Here is a 12,965-nt window from a genome sequence, read left to right as displayed (position 1 = left end):
GAGGATCCATGTTCTCGGCGCGAATCTCCCACCGAGCGAAGACCGTCACCGCGATCGCCGGAGTGCCCGCCGTGGCGGCCGGACTCTGGCTGACCACCGCCGGTACCGCCCAGGCCGCCGAGAAGCCCTCGTCAGCGGCAGTTTCCGCGGCCGCCGCGAAGCCGCTGGCCGGCGAGCCGGTGCTGATCAAGGGTTCGAAGTACAAGGGCAAGGACCGCATCGTGACGGTGCGCGGCACCGGCAAGGTGGACCTGTCCCGGTCGAAGCCGACGGCGTCGAACGGTCTTTCGGCCGACGGCACCAGCATGGTGCTGAAGAAGGTCGGCGGCCGGACCTCGACCAAGTACACGATCATGAGCATGAACGACAGCGAGGAGATCAACGCCTACTGTCTGCAGCAGAAGAAGAACGGCACGCTGAACATCGTCGTCTGCGACAGCGCGAAGACGAACCAGCAGTTCAACTTCAAGGCCAAGGGCACGAGCTTCTCGGTCACCGGCAAGTGGGGCGCGCTGCGGGCCGACAAGCGTCAGCTGCGCACCGTGAAGTCGGGCGAGTCGGCGAGCAACTTCAAGGTCGTCGCCCGATAGTCACTGCTCCAGAAGACCTTTCAGGCGTTCCAGGTCGGCCGCCACGGCCTCGGTGTCACGGGCGAACTCCTCGTCCGTGACCCCCTCGGCGCGGCGCACGCTGAACACCACCTCGCTGCTCGCCCGATCGAAAGCGAGCACCCGGAACGGGTTGTAGAACGTCTGCCCGTCTTCGAGCGTGACCCAGTGGTCGATGACGCCGAAGTCGTTCTTCGGGGCGAACTTCACCCAGGCCCGGCCCATCGGCGAGGAGACGACCCACTCGTCGCCCTTCGGCTCGATGCTGTCGCACAGCCCGGGCGCCCAGTCGGGCAGGTGGGCCGGGTCGGAGGCGTACGCGTAGACCTCGCCGAACGGCCGGTCGATGCGGGTGCTGACGTGCCGGGAGTCGATCGCCATGACGCCCATCGTGCCAGCTGCCGCAACGGAAGGCGCCGCTGTCACGGCCGTACCGTGACAGCGGCGCCTTCGTACGCACATGGTCCGGGCATCGGCATCGGCATCGGCATCGGCATCGGCGGTCGGCATCGGCGGTGAGCCCGGTGCGGTGAGTCTGGTGCGGTGACGGTGAGTCTGGTGCGGCGGGCTGATGCGGTGCTGTGCGGTGCCTGGGTGAGCGGCTGCCCGGGGTGCTGGGCTGTTCCTCGGGGGTGGTGGACCCGGAGCGGCAGGCTGCTGCCGACCCGGTCGCGCGGTGGGTCGCGTCAGCCCTGCTGTCCCTGCTGCATCGGACGGTCACGCAGCAGGTCGCGGATCTCCTGCAGCAGCAGGATGTCTTCGGCGGGAGCGGCCGGCTCCGGCTCCTCGCCGCGGCGACGGCGTTCCATCAGGGCGTTCATGGGCACGACCACGAGGAAGTAGACGACCGCGGCGACGATCAGGAAGTTCAGCAGCGACGAGATGACACCGTTCAGATCGACCAGGGTCGCATCGTTCTTCGGCCGGATCTTGAAGTTCAGGCCACCGACCTGCGCCGAGCCGACGGATGCGATCAGAGGCTGGACCACACCCTTGGTGACCGCCGTGACGACCGAGGTGAACGCGGCACCGATGACGACAGCGATGGCAAGTTCCATGACGTTGCCACGCATGATGAACTCTTTGAAGCCCTTGATCATGACCTGCTCTGCCTCCGGGGGAAGGGGTTGGACCATCGGCGAGGTTAGTGCGCCCACCTGACTGCTGCCCTCTGACGGCGCCGCCGGTGCAGGAGGTCATGGCAACACCACCACGGACACGGCGGCTTCGGTGGCCGCGCCCGCCAGTCCGTCGGCCTCCTCGGCCGGGACCGCCAGGACGATCAGCCCGGCCAGCGCGTCGGTGCTCGCCTCGTCGTCGAGGCGGTTGCCGAGACCGGCGCCGGTGAGGGGCGCGCTGCTCCGGCCGGTTGTGCCGATCGTATGGGCGGTGAGGTCAGAGGCCGCCACTACCAGGGCATTCCGGGCCGCGCGGCGGGTCGAGGCGGAGCTGAGAGTCGAGCTGCCTCCGGCTTCGTCGGCCGACCAGGAGGCGGGGGTGCTGACGAGCACGTCGACCCGGTCCCCGGCCCGTACCAGCGCTGCACTCGGCGGATCGCTCAGCCGCACCGGCACCGCGACGGTTCCGGCGGGCTGGCCGCGCAGGAGGCCGGGGCCGAGCAGACGCGCGTCGCTCAGTGGTTCGCCGGCCCGCACCGCCCCGGCCAGCACCCGCCCGATCACCGCATCCGGCTCCGCGCCGGCCTCGGCACCGCCCCCGGCACTGGCCCCGGCTCCCGGGAGGGTGGCTCCCGGGAGGGTGGCTCCCGGGAGGGTGGCTCCCGGGAGGGTGGCTCCCGGGAGGGTGGCTCCCGGGAGGGTGGCTCCCGGGAGGGTGGCTCCCGGGAGGGTGGCTCCCGGGAGGGTGGCTCCCGGGAGGGTGGCTCCCGGGACGGTGGCTCCCGGGACGGTGGCCCCCGAGACGGTGGCCCCCGAAACCGCCCCTGCGCCGTCTCCCGAATCGCCCCCTGAACTGGTGCCCCCTGAGTCGGTGGCCACCGAACCGGCGGCCCCTAGATCGGCAACCGAACCGGCAACCGAACCGGCAACCGAACCGGCAACCGAACCGGCGGCTGGATCGGCGGCTGGACCCGCCACTGAACCCTCTCCTGAACCCGCCCCTGTACCGGCCATCCACGCCACCTCCGAGGAGGAGGAGTGCGCGCGGGCGCTGGAGCACCTGGCGCAGGTGATCGCGCTCGAGCCGACAACCGGTGAGGCAAGAGCACTCGGCTGCGTGCCGCCCGGCACCAGATCGACCGGCCACTGCACCACTTTCACGTCGGTGGCCGTCAGCCGGGTGCCGCTGGGAAGGTCACGCGCGGCCACCACGACCGGCAGCGTGCGCGGTGGGTCAGGAGCCGCCACCCGCACCGTGACCCAGATCGCGAGCAGCACCAGCACCACCGACACGGTGCGCCGGTGGCGGGCCAGCAGAAGGCGGGCTGTGCGGACGCGTCCGCTGCCGAGCCTTGGCGGGTGCCTCACCGCTCGGTACCGGGCCAGCGCCCGGGACTCCTTGAGTCGCCGCAACCACTGAGCCCCATTGGGTTTCGGTTGGGGGTCCGACCAGGCCGACGGTGGCCAGTCGGCCGTCGGGCTGAGCGGCCGGGAGGAGCCGGGCCAGGTGGAGCCGGGCCGGGAGGAGCCGGGCCGGGAGGAGCCGGGCAGCCGGGAGGAGCCGGGCCAGGTGGAGCCAGGCCAGGAGGAGCTGGGCCAGGTGGAGCCAGGCCAGGAGGAGCTGGGCAGCCGGGACGAGCCGGGCCGGGAGGAGCCGGGCGGCCGGGAGAGGAGGTCGTCGTCCCACTCGTGCCCCGCATCAGTGAGACGAGAGGCGTCGGTGCGTGTTTCGTCGTCGAACAGGTGGTCTCCCGAGCGCCCCGGTACCCATCCGACCCCGTCCTTACCCGTCACTGCCATGCCCACCACGCTAGGGAAACCGTCCCGCCCCCGGCGCCCCCACGCGTCCCCCTGTGGAAAAACCCCGCCTCCGACCCACCTGTGGAAGCCCCCCAACGCGACCACCCCCGCGACCCGGAGGGCGCGGGGGTGGGAAGGCGGATCAGCTCAGGCGGCGCTGCTGCCGCTCGACGCCGACGTGGAGGCCGGCGTGCTGCTCGACGACTTGGAGTCCGACGACTTGCTGCCGGACGACTTGCTGTCGGACGAGGTCGAGGAGCTCGAGGAGTCGGACGACGTCGTGGTCGACTTGCTGTCGGACGAGGTGGTGGTGCTGGAGTTCGAGCCGCGCGAGTCGTTGCGGTAGAAGCCCGAGCCCTTGAACACGATGCCCACCGAGTTGAAGACCTTGCGCAGCTTGCCGCCGCACTCCGGGCACTCGGTCAGAGCGTCGTCGGTGAACGCCTGCTGTGCCTCGAAGCCGTGGTTGCACTCGGTGCACGCATAGACGTACGTGGGCACGTCGTCCTCCTGTAAGCCTGGGCTGGCACTCTCTGCCGTTGAGTGCCAACAGCATAATGCACCCGAGGGTGTCGCTCCGACGGATGACCAGGCGAGAATCACCCTGGCGGCAGTGGAACAGGACCGGGGGGATCTCCATTCCCGCCTGCCAGTATCGGGTCTGACCAGGTCATCCGTCAGGATCCCCGACCGGCTGCGGGCCGGGCCGACCGGGGGAAAGACCGCGGGGCCGGCACCTGCCCAGACCGAGAGACGGGACTGCGAATGGCGAGCGACGCCGAGATCCGAGCGATGCGCCGGGCGATCGAAGTGGCGGCCCGGGGGCTGCCGACGGCCCTGCCCAATCCGGTCGTGGGGTGCGTGCTCCTCGATGAGGCGGGCACCGTGGTCGCCGAGGGCTGGCACGAACGGGCCGGGGGACCGCACGCCGAGGTCGCCGCCCTGAACGCGGCCGGCGGGCGGGCCCGGGGCACCACCGCCGTGGTCACGCTCGAGCCCTGCGACCACACCGGGCGCACCGGGCCGTGCTCCGAGGCCCTGATCGCGGCGGGCGTCAGCCGGGTCGTGATCGCGGTGCCCGACCCGACGGACACGGCCGGGGGAGGGGCCCAGAGACTGCGGGAAGCCGGCATCGAGGTCGAGATCGGCGTGCTCGAGGACGAGGCCGTGCAGGGTCTGGAACCGGGCGAGGGCAACGAGGTCTGGCTGACCGCGGTGCGCAACCGGCGTCCGTTCGTCACCTGGAAGTTCGCGGCCACGCTGGACGGGCGGGTCGCCGCCCAGGACGGCACCAGCCAGTGGATCACCAGCGTCGAGGCCCGCGGCGACGTGCACCGGCTGCGCGCCCAGGTCGACACCATGCTGGTCGGCGTGGGCACGGTGCTCGCCGACGACCCGATGCTCACGGTGCGGGACGCCGACGGCAATCCGGCCGGCCGTCAGCCCCTGCGCGTGGTCGCCGACACTCACGGCCGCACCCCGAAAGACGCGCGGATCCGGGGGGACGACGCTCCCACCTGGATCGCGACCGGCGCCGAGGTGGGGCTCACGGCGGACGGCACACTCGACCTGCCCGCCCTGATGACGCAGCTGTACGCCCGCGACCGGCGGCACGTGCTGCTGGAGGGCGGGCCGCGGTTCGCCGGGGCGATGGTCGAGGCGGGCCTGGTCGACCGGGTGATCGCCTACCTGGCGCCCGCCCTGCTCGGCGCCGGGCCCAACGCCCTGCTCGACGCCGGCATCACCACCATCACCGACGTCTGGCGTCTGGATCTTCTCGACGTGCGCCGGGTCGGAGGCGACGTGCGAGTGCTCGCGCGGCCCCGGGCACGCCACTGACGCCGGGCGCGTCGGGCGGGAAGCCGGGGCGGGGGCCGGTCGTGACCGGGCTTCCCGCCACCAGGGTGCGCTTCTCCTTGTCGTGCCAGCCGGAGAGCTTGCCGCCCGCGCTGACGGCCTTGAGCCGGTCTTCGGTGGCGGCCCGCACCCCGGCGGGGGTGACGATGATCAGGTCGTCGCCGTGCCGCAGCGCGGTGCGGCTGTCGGGCACGATCGCCTCGCCGTCGCGCAGGATCAGCGTGACGTTGGCGCCGGTGGGCAGACGGAGCTCGAAGATCTCCACACCGTGCAGCCGGGAGCCTCGGCTGACCTTGCACTCCAGCACATCGGCATCCTGGGCCCCGAGCGGCACGCTCTCCACCTCGAGGCCGACGGTGGGGGAGTCTCCGCTCAGGCCGAGCCGTTTCGCCACCCAGGGCAGGGTCGGCGCCTGCACCAGCGTGAAGATCAGCACCAGGCAGAAGACGATGTCGAAGAGCTCGCGGGAGTTCGCCACCCCCTGCGCGAGCGGGACCGCGGCCAGCACGACCGGCACCGCGCCCCGCAGCCCGGCCCAGGACAGGAACACCTGGTCGCGGATCGACAGGCCGAACCAGGACACCGACGTCAGCACCGACAGCGGCCGGGCCACCAGGAGCAGCACCAGCCCGATCACCAGGGCCGGGCCCATCGCGGCGGGCAGCCGCTCGGGCGAGGCGAGCAGCCCGAGCATCACGAACAGGCCGATCTGCGCGATCCAGCCCAGGCCCTCGGCGAAGCCGCGCACGGCGACCCCGTGCGGCAGCCGGGAGTTCCCGATCACCAGCGAGCACAGGTAAACCGCGATGAAGCCGGAGGCGTGGATCGTGGCGGCGGCCCCGTAGGCGCCGATGGCGAAGGCGAACACCGCGATCGGGTAGAGGCCCGACGAGGGCAGGGCCACCTGGCGCAGCGCGTAGGCGCCCAGCGCCCCGATGCCCAGGCCCATGGCGGTGCCGACGACGAGCTCGAACCCGGCCTCGTAGAGCAGGTATCCGATGCTGTGGTGGGCCGTGCCGTGCGCGACCTCGGTGAGCGCGATGACCATGATGACGACCGGCGCGTCGTTGAAGCCCGACTCGGCCTCGAGCATGCCGACCAGGCGCGGCGGCAGCGGCACGCGGCGCAGCACCGAGAACACGGCGGCCGCGTCGGTGGACGAGATCGCGGCGCCCAGCAGCAGGGCGAGCGGCCAGTCGAGACTGAGGACGTAGTGGGCACCGGTGCCGGCGACGGCCACCGAGACGGTGGTGCCCACGGTGGCGAGAAGGGCGGCCGGGGCCACGGAGGGTTTGATCGTGGACCAGCGGGTGGTGAGCCCACCCTCGGCCAGGATGAGGACGAGTGCCGCGTAACCGAGGACCGAGGTGAGTTCGGCGTCCTCGAACTGCAACCCGAAGCCGCCCTCGCCGATGACGAGACCGAGCGCCAGGTAAAGAAGAAGTGACGGTAGGCCGGTGCCCGTGGAGAGTCGCACCGCGACCACGGCGACCAGCAGAACAGCCGGACCGGCGAGCAGCGCCAGGTTGAGCTGCTCAATCGTCAAATCTTCGGCCTCTCATCACCCACAGGTATTTATCAGGCCACCCTCAGCCTGAACCCGATCCTATCGGTAGCACACGGTGAGCCAGCCGACGGCCGGTACGGCGTGCCCCGGGACAGTGGCTATTGTTCCTGCCGTGACCCGTCGCCGTGCCCTCCGCGTATCGGCCATCGGCTCCGCTGTCGTCGCCGTGATCGCTGTCGTCGTTGTTGCCGTGCTGACCGTCTCCATCATTCGTCGGCCTCTGCCCGACCGTGGTGGAGAGGTGTCGATGCCCGGCCTCACCGGCTCGGCCAGCGTCATCCGCGACGACCTCGGTGTGCCGCAGATCTACGCCGACAACGCCGCGGACCTCTTCCGGGTCCAGGGCTACGTCAACGCGCAGGACCGCTTCTTCGAGATGGACCTCCGCCGCCACATCACGGCGGGCCGTCTCAGCGAGCTGGTCGGCGCGAACGACGACGCCCTGACCGCCGACAAGCTGGTGCGTACCCTCGGCTGGCGTCAGGTGGCCGAGAAGGAGTACGCGTCGGCCCCCGACACCACCAAGGCCTACCTCGACGCCTACGCGGCCGGGGTGAACGCCTACATCCACGAGCGTTCCAAGTCCGAGCTGTCGATCAGTTACACGGTGCTCGAGCGCAAGAACGACCTCGCCGACATCGAGCCGTGGACCCCCGCCGACTCGCTGGCCTGGCTCAAGGCGATGGCCTGGGACCTGCGCAGCAACTACGACGAGGAGCTCGACCGGGCGCGCGCCATCAACGTGGTGCGCAACGCCGACCGGGTCAAGCAGCTCTTCCCGGACTACCCGTTCGACGAGCACTCCACGATCATCGACGGCGAGGCCGCGGCGGGTAACCAGCCCGGTTCCGGCAGCAAGACCGAGACCGGCCGCGGCACCGAGACCCCGGGCGACACCGGCGGTGCCACGCCCGGCGCCACCGGCACGCCCGACGCGGGCGCCTCACCCTCCCCGTCGACCACGAACCCCTCGAGCCCCTCGGCCGGCGCCAGCCCCGACGACGCGTCGGCCTCGCTGGTCCCGAAGGGGACCGGAACGCGAACCCAGCGTTCCGCGGACGACGAGACCACCACGTCCTCAGGCAGTGCCGCCAACGTGAGCGACGTCTACACCAGTGACGCCGCGCAGGAGGCCCTCTCGGCCGCCAGCGACGCGCTCGCCTCGCTGCCGAGCGTGCTGGGCGACAGCAACGAGGGCAACGGCTCGAACTCCTGGGTCGTGGCCGGCGACCTGACCGAGAGCGGTCTGCCGCTGCTGGCCAACGACCCGCACCTGGGCGTCTCGATGCCGGGCATCTGGACCCAGGTCGGCCTGCACTGCAACACCGTCTCCGAGGAGTGCCCGTTCGACGTGGCCGGTTACGGCTTCGCCGGACTGCCCGGCGTGGTCATCGGCCACAACGCCCGGATCAGCTGGGGCCTGACCAACCTGGCGCCCGACGTCTCCGACTTCTACCTGGAGAAGGTCAGCGGCGAGACGTACGAGCAGGACGGCAAGGCCCTCAAGCTCACCACCCGCACCGAGACGATCAAGGTGGCCGGCGGCGACGACGTCACGATCACCGTGCGCTCCACCAAGCACGGCCCGCTGGTCTCGGACGTGCTGCCGGACGTCGCCGAGGCGGGCAAGACCTCACCCGTGCCGGGCGAGAAAGTGCTGCGCAGCACCGTTTACCAGGTGGCGCTGAACTGGACCGCTCTGCGGCCGGGCACCGCGATGGACGCGATCCTCGACCTGAACGTGGCCGGCGACTTCACCGAGTTCCGCAAGGCCGTGCTGAAACTCGACTCCCCGGCGCAGAACGTGATCTACGCCGACGTCGACGGCAACATCGGCTACCAGGCGCCGGGCCGGATCCCGGTGCGCGGCAGCGGTGACACCCAGAACCAGAAGGTGCCCGCCGACGGCACCTGGCCGATGATCGGCTGGGACTCGCGCTACGACTGGACCGGCTACGTCAAGAAGACCGACCTGCCCTGGGTGGAGAACCCGAAGGACGGGTACATCATCGCCGCCAACCAGGCCGTCACCGGCCCGGACGGCACCGCGCAGATCACCGGCGACTGGGACTACGGCTACCGGTCGGAGCGCATCAAGGACCTGATCGAGAAGGCGCACGCCGAGCACCCGCTCACGGTCGACGACATGCGCGCGGTGCAGACCGACACCTACAACTCGATCGCCGCGCTGCTGGTGCCGATGCTGCTCGAGCAGACCACCGACGAGTTCACCCAGTCCGGCGTGGACCTGCTCAAGGACTGGGACTTCGAGCAGCCGACCGACTCGGCCGCGGCGGCGTACTTCAACACCGTCTGGGCCAAGCTGCTCGACCTGACGTTCTCCGACGAGCTGCCCGAGGGCTTCAAGCCGGACGGCGGTGACCGCTGGTTCGAGGTGGTCAGCCAGCTGCTGGAAGACCCCAAGGACGAGTGGTGGGACGACGGCCGCACCGACGACGTGGTCGAGACCCGCGACGAGGTGCTGCGCCGCGCGCTCACCTCGGCCCGCCTGGAACTGACGCAGCGTCTGGGCAAGGACCCGTCGAAGTGGCGCTGGGGCAAGCTGCACCGGGTCACGCTGGAGCAGACCCCGCTGGGCGGCGACGACGTGCCGAAGCTGATCCGCAAGCTCGTCAACAAGGGCCCGTACGAGGCCCCGGGCGGCTCGTCGATCGTGGGTGCGTTCTCGTGGGACGCCTCGGCCGGTGACTTCTCGGTGACCGCCGCGCCGTCGATGCGGATGATCGTCGACCTGTCCAACCTCGACAACAGCCGCTGGGTGGGGCAGTCCGGCATCTCCGGTCACCCCTGGGACAAGCACTACGACGACCAGCTCGACGCCTGGATCGAGGGCCGCGACTACGCCTGGGCCTTCACCGCCGACGCGGTCAAGGCGGCCAAGGACGAGCAGCAGACGTTCAAGCCCGCGAGCTGAGGCTCCTTCGCGGGGTGATGACGGCGTCCACCCTCCGGTCGTGCGGTTCGGCCGGCACCGGGGTGGTGGACGCGTCGAGCAGTTCGTCGTCGTGCACCAGAGCGATGACCGTGGCGTTCGGCCTGAGGTCGCGGAACCGGGCCAGGGCCACGTCGTAGTAGCCGCGGCCGCGGCCCATCCGGACACCGCTGGTGTCCACCGCCAGGGCCGGGATCAGGAGCACGTCGGCCTGGGTGACCGCGTCCGGTCCCAGCCGTTCCCCGGTGGGTTCGGGGAGCTCGAGGACGCCCGTGGTCGCCAGTGGCCCGGTGTCCAGGGCCCAGTCCAGCGTGGGCGGTCCCTCGCCCTCCACCACCACCGGCAGTAACACCCTCACGCCCTCGCGGTGCAGCGCCGCGCGTAGTTCGCCGGTGCCCGGCTCGTCGGGCAGCGAGGCGTAGACGGCAATGGTGGACGCACGGCGCACGGCTTCGTGGGTCAGCACCCGTCGGGTGAGGCTCACCTCGTCGGCCCGTTTCTGCTCGCCGGTGCGCGCGGCCCGGCTCCGGCGCACCCGGCGCCGCAGGGCCTGCTTGGCCTCCCGCGCCCGCTCGACCCCGGGCACCTGCTCGACCGGCTGCTCGACCGGCTGCTGGGTCGGCCGCGGTGGTTCGCCGGGGTTGACCGGCTTGCCCGGCTGCGCCTGAACGACTTCGGTCCCGTCCGTCTCCACCGTGTCGTTTTACCGTCCCTGCCTGGCGAGGACCAGGCCGTCAGGACGCTACTCTCGGTGTGTACCTGTTTACGGGCGGTTGTCTTCGCCGTCCGTTGAGCACCAGCTTGCACCACCTGCACCACCCGAAACATTGACATCACTAGGTGTCAGAAGGCGCGTCAGTCACACAGGGCACAGGCGAGATGGGACAGATGAACACGGTGATCCAGCGATGACCGGGTCGACGAGCGGGCCGGCTCCCGCCGCCCGGGCGGGCCGGGAGGCACTGGCCCGGCTGCGGTCGCGCCTCGCCGTGGTGCTGGCCGTGGTGACCCTGGTGCCGCTGCTGGCCGGCGCCCTCCTGCTCGGCCTGATCGCCCCCGCCCACGCCCGCTCATCCGCCGTCACCGCCGCCACCCGCGACGCCGACGCCGCCGCGGTGGCGCTGGCCGCGAGCTGCGACACGGTGCGCTCGAGCACGCGGGTCGCGGCCGGCGAGATCGCCGCCTACGCCACGCGCAACGGCGGTGTCCTCGACCGCCCGGCCGCCGAGACCCTCGCCGCGCGGGCCGTGGCCCGCCGGCCGGGCAGCGCCGTGGCCGTGTACGGGCCCGACTCCGAGGTGCTGGCCACGTCCGGCCCGGCCGCCGGGCGTGCCGTCGCGGCCAGCATCGGCAGCGAGTTCAGTTCGGTCAGCCCGTCGTGCTCGGCCGGCCGGGCCGGGGCCACCGGCGACGCGGCCGGGCTCACCGAGATCTCCCCGGTGCTGATCAACCCCGCCGGCACCACCGCCAAGGTCGGCGTCGCCACCGTCGTCACCTGGCTCCCCCTCGACCAGGCCGCGCTCGGCGTCCTGCGCACCAAGCTCTCCACCACCGGCCAGCTCAGCGTGCTGCCCGCCCGCGGCCAGACCGTGGTGCTGGCCACCAGCGGCGACCGGGAGGCCCTCGCCGGTCTGCTGCGCACCCTGCCCTCCGCCGGTCAACAGTCCGGCACCCACGGGGGTCTCGGCTACCGGCTCACCGACACCGGTACCGGCCTGCCCTACCGGGTGCTGGCCACCGACCCGATCGGCGGCACCGGGCTGCGGGTGGCCGGCTGGGCGCTGCTGGCCGGTGCTCTGGCCCTGCTGATCCCGCTCTGGATCGTGCTGATGCGCCTGACCCGCCCGGTCACCCAGGAGCTCTCGGCCGCCGGTGACCAGCTGCGCGCCGGGCGCATGGCCCTGGCCGACAGTCTCGACCGGTTCGGCGAGGCGCTCGCGCACACCCACGACCTGAACGAGCTGCTCGCCACCGTCTCCGGCACGGCGCTGTCCGGCACCGACGCGGCCGCCGCCCTCGTGCTGCTGGTGACCGACGAGCGTGACCTGACCGCCGGCACCGGCGGCACTGCTCAGGCCGCCGGAACCGGTGGGGCGGGTGACCGCCGGGCCGCCGACCGGTCGGCCGGCGGCACCGGTGACCGCCTGAGCGTGCGGTCGGAGACCGGCCGTGCCGACGCCGCCGGCGACGAGGCGCGGGGCCTCTTACCAGCCTTCGCTGAGCAGCACTTCGCCGAACTCATCGAGAACTCACAGACATCACAGGTTTTCGCCGAGCCGGAGCTGTTCCACCTGCCCGGTGCGGGCCCGGTCGCGGTCATCGGTATCGGGGTCGACGTGCTCCCGGCCGACAGCACCGCCGAGCGGGGCCCGGCCCGGCGCCGGCTCATCGGGGTGCTCGTCGTGGCCCGCGGCGAGGGGGCGGCCGCGTTCGACGCGCTGCACCTGACCCGGCTGCGGGCACTGGCCGGCCAGACCGGCACCGCGATCACGAACATCCGCCGCTACCAAGAGGTTCGGCGGCTCTCGATGACCGACACGCTCACCGGCCTGGGCAACCGCGCCCAGCTCGTCGGGGCGCTGTCCCGGGAGATCGCGGCGGCCAGCCGGGGCGATGGTGTGCTCACCGTGCTGATGCTCGACATCGACCACTTCAAGTCCGTCAACGACACCTGGGGCCACGGCTTCGGCGACATCGTGCTGCGCGACTTCGCCGGCCGGCTGCTCGCCTGTGTGCGCGAGGCCGACACGGTGGCCCGCTACGGCGGCGAGGAATTCGTGGTGCTGCTGCGTGACACCGACGCCGAGGGCGGCTGCCGGGTCGCCGAACGGGTGCTCAACGCCGCCCGGTCAAGGCCTTTCGAAGATGCGGACGTCAGCCAGCCGGTTACGGTCTCGATCGGGGTCGCCGCCTACCCGCGTGACGGTCGCTCGGCCGACGACGTTCTGCAGGCGGCCGATTCCGCTCTGTACGCGGCTAAACGTGACGGTCGTAACCGTTGGCGTGTCGCCGAACCGCTCCACAACGCGCCGATTCCCTCTCTACCTGGGTAGGTTTTGATC

General features: G+C 71.7%; 10 protein-coding genes. 4 read left to right on the top strand and 6 right to left on the bottom strand.

Annotated elements, in window-relative coordinates; all coding sequences use genetic code 11:
- Positions 1 to 8: 8 nt before the first annotated feature.
- Positions 9 to 590: a ricin-type beta-trefoil lectin domain protein gene (locus J2S57_RS07580; RefSeq protein WP_307239873.1), complete on the top strand. Its 582-nt coding sequence runs from the start codon at positions 9 to 11 to the stop codon at positions 588 to 590.
- Here J2S57_RS07580 and J2S57_RS07575 read toward each other — a convergent pair whose 3' ends face one another.
- The 4 genes from J2S57_RS07575 to J2S57_RS07560 form a co-directional block, all read right to left on the bottom strand.
- The gene (locus tag J2S57_RS07575) at positions 591 to 989 is read right to left on the bottom strand and encodes an SRPBCC family protein (RefSeq protein WP_307239871.1); all 399 of its coding nucleotides are present in this window, start codon (positions 987 to 989) and stop codon (positions 591 to 593) included.
- Between the two features lie 305 nt (positions 990 to 1,294).
- A complete protein-coding gene (gene mscL / locus J2S57_RS07570) occupies positions 1,295 to 1,708 on the bottom strand; it encodes a large conductance mechanosensitive channel protein MscL (protein ID WP_307239869.1) in 414 nt (137 codons plus the stop codon).
- 96 nt (positions 1,709 to 1,804) lie between these two features.
- Positions 1,805 to 3,526 (bottom strand): SAF domain-containing protein, encoded by a 1,722-nt coding sequence (locus J2S57_RS07565; protein ID WP_307239868.1) that lies wholly within the window; start codon positions 3,524 to 3,526, stop codon positions 1,805 to 1,807.
- 147 nt (positions 3,527 to 3,673) lie between these two features.
- Positions 3,674 to 4,027, bottom strand: coding sequence for an FmdB family zinc ribbon protein (locus tag J2S57_RS07560; RefSeq protein WP_307239866.1), 354 nt, complete (start codon positions 4,025 to 4,027; stop codon positions 3,674 to 3,676).
- A 264-nt stretch (positions 4,028 to 4,291) separates the two neighbouring features.
- Here J2S57_RS07560 and ribD point away from each other — a divergent pair, with 264 nt between their 5' ends.
- Positions 4,292 to 5,365 carry a bifunctional diaminohydroxyphosphoribosylaminopyrimidine deaminase/5-amino-6-(5-phosphoribosylamino)uracil reductase RibD gene (gene ribD, locus J2S57_RS07555; protein WP_307239864.1) on the top strand — a complete coding sequence of 358 codons (1,074 nt, stop codon included), beginning with the start codon at positions 4,292 to 4,294 and terminating at the stop codon, positions 5,363 to 5,365.
- Here the strand turns inward: ribD and J2S57_RS07550 are convergent.
- The gene (locus J2S57_RS07550) at positions 5,277 to 6,929 is read right to left on the bottom strand and encodes a potassium/proton antiporter (RefSeq protein ID WP_307239862.1); all 1,653 of its coding nucleotides are present in this window, start codon (positions 6,927 to 6,929) and stop codon (positions 5,277 to 5,279) included. The two genes, ribD and J2S57_RS07550, sit on opposite strands and share 89 nt — an antisense overlap.
- Before the next feature lie 268 nt (positions 6,930 to 7,197).
- Here J2S57_RS07550 and J2S57_RS07545 point away from each other — a divergent pair, with 268 nt between their 5' ends.
- Entirely contained in the window at positions 7,198 to 9,885 is a 2,688-nt protein-coding gene (locus tag J2S57_RS07545; RefSeq protein ID WP_307239860.1) for a penicillin acylase family protein, read from the top strand.
- On the opposite strand, the gene J2S57_RS07540 is transcribed toward J2S57_RS07545, so the two are convergent.
- A complete protein-coding gene (locus tag J2S57_RS07540; RefSeq protein ID WP_307239858.1) occupies positions 9,869 to 10,597 on the bottom strand; it encodes a 5-formyltetrahydrofolate cyclo-ligase in 729 nt (242 codons plus the stop codon). The two genes, J2S57_RS07545 and J2S57_RS07540, sit on opposite strands and share 17 nt — an antisense overlap.
- A 214-nt stretch (positions 10,598 to 10,811) precedes the next feature.
- On the opposite strand from J2S57_RS07540, the gene J2S57_RS07535 reads away from it, so the two are divergent.
- The gene (locus J2S57_RS07535) at positions 10,812 to 12,956 is read left to right on the top strand and encodes a GGDEF domain-containing protein (protein ID WP_307239856.1); all 2,145 of its coding nucleotides are present in this window, start codon (positions 10,812 to 10,814) and stop codon (positions 12,954 to 12,956) included.
- Positions 12,957 to 12,965 lie beyond the last annotated feature (9 nt).

The sequence above is a fragment of the Kineosporia succinea genome, assembly GCF_030811555.1.
Classification (GTDB): Bacteria; Actinomycetota; Actinomycetes; order Actinomycetales; family Kineosporiaceae; genus Kineosporia; species Kineosporia succinea.
The sequence above is the reverse complement of the archived record's forward strand: the minus strand, read 5'-3'. Positions and strand labels throughout refer to the sequence as shown.

Bases quoted from the DNA above. Each gene is read 5' to 3' on its own strand.
- J2S57_RS07580 (WP_307239873.1), top strand. From the start codon at position 9: ATGTTCTCGGCGCGAATCTCCCACCGAGCGAAGACCGTCACCGCGATC.
- J2S57_RS07565 (WP_307239868.1), bottom strand. From the start codon at position 3,526: ATGGCAGTGACGGGTAAGGACGGGGTCGGATGGGTACCGGGGCGCTCG.
- ribD (WP_307239864.1), top strand. From the start codon at position 4,292: ATGGCGAGCGACGCCGAGATCCGAGCGATGCGCCGGGCGATCGAAGTG.
- J2S57_RS07535 (WP_307239856.1), top strand. From the start codon at position 10,812: ATGACCGGGTCGACGAGCGGGCCGGCTCCCGCCGCCCGGGCGGGCCGG.
- J2S57_RS07545 (WP_307239860.1), top strand. From the start codon at position 7,198: ATGCCCGGCCTCACCGGCTCGGCCAGCGTCATCCGCGACGACCTCGGT.
- J2S57_RS07575 (WP_307239871.1), bottom strand. From the start codon at position 989: ATGGCGATCGACTCCCGGCACGTCAGCACCCGCATCGACCGGCCGTTC.
- mscL (WP_307239869.1), bottom strand. From the start codon at position 1,708: ATGATCAAGGGCTTCAAAGAGTTCATCATGCGTGGCAACGTCATGGAA.